The organism is Phaeodactylibacter sp. (assembly GCF_022763345.1).
Classification (GTDB): domain Bacteria; phylum Bacteroidota; class Bacteroidia; order Chitinophagales; family Saprospiraceae; genus Phaeodactylibacter.
The window spans coordinates 1-5,069 of record NZ_JALEGS010000033.1 but is presented as its reverse complement, the minus strand read 5'-3'; the positions used below and the strand labels follow the sequence as shown (position 1 = coordinate 5,069).

General features: G+C 47.2%; 3 protein-coding genes. All 3 read right to left on the bottom strand.

Features of this window, described 5'->3' with window-relative positions; genetic code table 11:
* Positions 1–52: 52 nt before the first annotated feature.
* A complete protein-coding gene (locus MRY86_RS09105) occupies positions 53–1,012 on the bottom strand; it encodes a hypothetical protein (RefSeq protein ID WP_293565362.1) in 960 nt (319 codons plus the stop codon).
* An 11-nt stretch (positions 1,013–1,023) separates the two neighbouring features.
* A complete protein-coding gene (locus MRY86_RS09100) occupies positions 1,024–2,583 on the bottom strand; it encodes a DUF1800 family protein (protein WP_293565360.1) in 1,560 nt (519 codons plus the stop codon).
* Between the two features lie 812 nt (positions 2,584–3,395).
* On the bottom strand, positions 3,396–4,709 hold the full coding sequence (locus MRY86_RS09095) for a T9SS type A sorting domain-containing protein (RefSeq protein ID WP_293565358.1): 1,314 nt from the start codon (positions 4,707–4,709) through the stop codon (positions 3,396–3,398).
* Positions 4,710–5,069: the final 360 nt, after the last annotated feature.

The window sequence follows — 5,069 nt, the reverse complement described above, 5'->3', positions numbered from 1 at the left end:
GCAAAGCGCAAGTTTGGCAGGGGCTAGCCCCTGCCAAACTTGATTGGAACTACTATTTTACAATTATAGACTGTCTTAAGAAGCATAAGTCTACAGTATTGCCGGGCTGATTGATGTAATTATGGTTATCCCAGCCACCTTTGCTAGCCATGAAAATCTTAGTCCGCGAACCGCCACTCAGCATTCTGGCAATGGTTCGCAGTTGGTTGCCCAATGAAGTATCAGGATAATAGGCGGTATTGGTACCGTTAGAGAAGGTATCAGAAATGCGGGACGCATAAACGTTCACACTATTGCTGATGGACTCAATATGCGCTAGCATGTTGCCCTGGTCTGTAGCCGGTATATTGCCGATAGGAGCCCCTCCGAGCGAAGAAATCAAGGTATAAAAGCCAGCAGGGTCCTGACCAGATAAATTGATCTCTAACCGGTGCTCTTCCTGAGAGTGAAAGCCTGTGGAAATCGTATTGCCAAACAGCAAAGCCAGCGGGTCCGGTTCCCCCGTGAAAGGGGTGCCGTTATACCCCGGATAGCGATCATTTAGAAACCGTGCCATCCAGCCTTCGCTCAGGTTTTCCAGGTCGCCCCCACTACCGGTAAGCCAATTTTCCGTTGACTTAAAGTGGGAGCGGTTGGGCTGATCGTAGCCAACACCCTGAATGAGCGTCAGCAACCCTTCGTCATACAGGTTCTTAAATTCGGAAAGCCTGGGGTGCAGCCCCAGTGCCTGCTCATCAGGCAGGTTGCTATCCAGTGTAATCAAGCTCTGTTCGGGCAGATAAATACTCGGGCGAAACTGCGTGTAAGCATCAAACTGCGACAGGGCTACCGTGGAATTAAATATATCGTTAGCTCCATTCAGAAAAATAATCACTACGGAGCGGTCATTAACATCGCACGGGTTGGGCAAAAAAGGCGTAGTAGACGCCAGCCCACGCAGCGGCAAGCTACCTCCAAGGAGGGGAAACAGGCCAAGTGCAGCCGATTGATGTAGAAAGTCTCTTCTTCTCATGCCAATTTGGATTAAAATGTTTGAAACTCAGGAGCGCCAACCACGGCTTCAAATAAATCCCGCAGCGCAACGGCTACAGATTCATCATTGCCACTTTGAATATAGCCCTGCCACTCAAACATCCAGTTGATAGGGCTCAAGTCGCCCAGAAGCTTTTGCAAAAAGTAGTCGAACCGGTCCCCTTGGGGCAACTCCGATAACGATAGTTCCAGAAATTGCCGAACCAATTCCTCAGCATATTCCTGATTGGTAAAGTTGTCCCGGAAAAAGGGGACGAGGTCGATCTGATAGGGCAGGGACCGGTTATTACGTACGGTTTGCCCTTCGAGCAATGAAAATGGCAGTCGGAACCGATAAGCTATGGTGGATTGGTCAAACCAGAATTTGCTGTAGTTCGGCCCTTTGAAAAACCCGGGATACCCCTCTACAGACAAGGGGTACACGCTAAAACCAAGCGGGTCAAACTGATCGACTAAGAGGTGCCGGGCAGTGGAGTCATAATGCTCGTAGTTTTCGTTTAGCACTCCCACCTGATTGGCAGCAAATAAATTAACGGCTTGTAGGAATAGCTCCAGCGGACTTTTGATTTTACCACCAACGATATTATCCTTACTGTCGCTGTCGTCTTCATCGTAGAAGTGTTGGCTCGAAAGCAGCACTTTCAACACATTGCTTACTTCATAATCTGCGTCATGCAGTTGTGTAGACAGGGGCTCGATGATGTCCTGTTCCACTTCTTCATCAATGGAGTCTTTGACAAAAAACTGGTACAAACGGCGGACAAAGGCACGGGCAGTTTCCTTCTGCTCAAAAACCATATCGACAAACTCCTGCAGCTCACGGTGCATATCCGATTCATCTGTTGCGCCGTAGATCGTACGGTTGCCAAAAGCGCTGCTAAAGGTTTTGTTGCCGGGGTCATGCCAATTGTAGCGTGGTTGTCCGGTCGCCAGCCCGGTCTCCGGGTCTTTGCTCTCGAAGCCTTCATCCTTAAAGCCAGTCAGGACCCGTGCTGCCTGCACGATATCCTCTTCCGTATAATTGGTATAGTCACCGGTGCCCCGTACTGGCCCCTTAAGAATGGTAAATAGCTCCAGAAATTCCCGGGCGTAATTTTCGTTCGGGCTATTTTTTTGGTTCGTATTATTGTTTAGGTAGCGCAGCATTTTATTATCCTGCGTTACTTTATAGGCCAGCTCACGGACATTACCTGTTGCGTAAAGCTGAAATAGCCGGAACAGGTCAAATTCTGACCAGTCTCTATCCTTTTCGGTAACGAAAATGCCATGCCAGAATAGCGCCATTTTATGCCGGACGGAGTGGTCGAGCAACATTTCATTGAAGACCCACATCCAAACGGCACGCTGCCGGTGGTTCATGAAAGCATCCGGGCCATTATCGTATCCACCGGTTGTCAGCCAGGGTGTCGTGCCATCTAACCAATTGATAGGGCCTTCCGGATGGGTAAGTGGAGGAATCGCACAAAGAAGATCAGCCGCTTCGGCAGCTGTCATACCGGCGAAAGCTTCGATCCTATCTTTGGTCACATAGAAGGATGCTCGTCGTAACAAATGTGCTGCAAGCCTATTTCCAAGTGGTCCAGGGCGGGTACTTAAGGACGCCATAGTTTCTATTCTAAAAGGTTAGTAAAAAAACCAATTAAGAGAACCTATACTGGCAATATAAATTACCAGGGCTGGTTCAGAAACAGGAAGGCATACCAATCGTCTGTTGCAAGAGGGGCTGTGTCCAAAGGGAGTATTCCCGGAAGAATTACTTTCGCAATCCACTCTTTGAGAAACCTAAACAAGTTCTGGAGAAACCCAAGAGAAGTCTGACTCGACAAATAATGCCCAAGAGCTACTTAGACTTCTGAAATGGAGAAACTGAACATTACCAGCTTTACAGAACACACTTAGTGTTTCTTTTCAAAACTAGTTCCAATGCTTCAGTAAGATGAGATCAGGTAGGGAATTAAGGGAAAAGGGGCATTTCCTACGCTGAGTCGCTAAGATAGATGTTTTTTTTTATTCCTCAACTTTTGCCTGTGCATTTCCAGTATTACCCCCTATTGTATCCATATAATCAGGAAAATTGCTGCCTATTTACTTCCCAAGGAGGTTGTTAAGGAAATAGACTTAAGGGAGATACGGCAGAAAGGGACGAAGCGCTTCACATCAAAGCAGGCTAACGAAAAAGCGTCGAAGTGGAGCCCGAAGATAAGATATATGCCTGATATGGTTTTAGATACCGGAGAGGTTTCCTGCCCGTTTCTCTATTGTCAAATAAGCCTGAAAACATTGATGCTTTTCAAAGCGTGCATCCCGTCAATCGTCGGCCCTGGCTGACGCTTGACGGGATGCGCTGCTATGACAGCCTTTCTCTACTGAACCATGAAACTGGCAACTCCTCTTCTGTGGCCATTTTCTAATTGTATGAGATAACTACCTGGAGCTAAAGAAGCGATATTGACTGAGATGTCCTGTTCGCCTATTCCTACAACTGCTCTTTGCTCAACCAAAAGACGCCCCTTTACATCATAAATGTTAGTAGTCGAAACGCCACTCTCTGATGAATTGAAACTTATATTTAGAATATCCGACTTTGCTGGATTTGGATAAGTTGTAAAGTCAAGAATGAACTCAGAAGTGAAATTACTAGTTGAATTGGTCACCCCGTCATTAATGTAGAGGTTTGCTACTGTCCCCCCTCCGGTCTTAACCCCGGCAATGAGCACATCCTGGTTGTTGTCACCGTCTACATCCGCAAAGGCCATATCGCTTCTGAAGACGCCTTCAAAAGAGGCACCGGGTCCGGTGGCTTCGGTGAAGTTACCCGCCCCGTCATTTATATACAGTCTTGAGAGCGGTGGCCCAAAACCCTTATAGCCTGTTAAGAAAAGGTCCTGGTCGTTGTCATTATCCACATCTGCAAAAGCGATGGAGTACACATCGTCAAACCCGTCAAAATAGGTGCTGGTGTCCTCAGTAAAATTGCCCGCGCCGTCATTGAGGTACAATTTCTTAATTCCTTCAAATAAACTTAAACTGTCATTCCCTGCAATGAAAAAATCCTGATCATTGTCGCCGTCCACGTCTGAAAAGGCGATTCTACTTTTATCAACCGCAGGGAAAGAGGTGCCCGCGACTTCGGCGAAATTGCCGTCGCCGTCATTAAGGTACAATTTCGTGGCTAATCCGGAAAAAATGTTTCGCCCCGAAATGAGCACATCCTGGTCGTTGTCGCCGTCCACGTCCGCAAAGGCAGCGGAGCTCCACATAACACCGTAAAAAGAGGGACCGGTAGCTTCGGCAAAATTACCTGCCCCATCATTAATGTATAGTTTAGCGATTGGTAGGCCAATAAAATTCATCCCCGTGATGAATAAATCCTGGTCATTGTCCCCGTCAACGTCTGCAAAGGCGATATCGCTGAAGAAAACGCCCTCAAAAGGAGTGTTGGTGGCTTCGGTGAAATTGCCTGCCCCATCATTAAGGTACAGTTTAGTGGTTCGCTCAAATGAAGTGGTTTCCCCTGCAATGAGCAAATCCTGGTCATTGTCACCATCTACATCCGCAAAGGCAACAGAGCAATCAACTAGGCCTTCAATCGGAGGGAATTGAGGGACTTCCGTAAAGGTTTGAGCTGACAGCGTTTGCACCAAAAAAAGCAACCCAAAAAGCAAATTTGATTTCATTGTAATCTGATCTTTTTTAGCGTTGTTAACATAAAGGTTACAGTGTCCCGAGTGCACCAAGCAATACGGGACGCGTACTTAAAGAATACGATTGTAGGTTGTCAGACGGGGCTGAGCCCAAAGGGAACAGGACTGAAAGCATTACTTGCGTAATCCATTCTATTATACTCGGAACGGAGAGGTTTGGGCGTAAGGCACAAACCCGACGCACGAGTATATGCCGACACGAAGTCATGGTTGGTCCCAAACTACTTCGTCGTCGGTATATACTGACGATTAAGTGGTTTGCCACAGCAAACCTACTCAATGTCAGCATTTACGCTGGGAAGTGGCTTGCTCCGATGTCGCAAATCCAAGATC

Coding starts and splice junctions, on each gene's coding strand:
- MRY86_RS09105 (WP_293565362.1), bottom strand. CDS start 1,012: ATGAGAAGAAGAGACTTTCTACATCAATCGGCTGCACTTGGCCTGTTT.
- MRY86_RS09095 (WP_293565358.1), bottom strand. CDS start 4,709: ATGAAATCAAATTTGCTTTTTGGGTTGCTTTTTTTGGTGCAAACGCTG.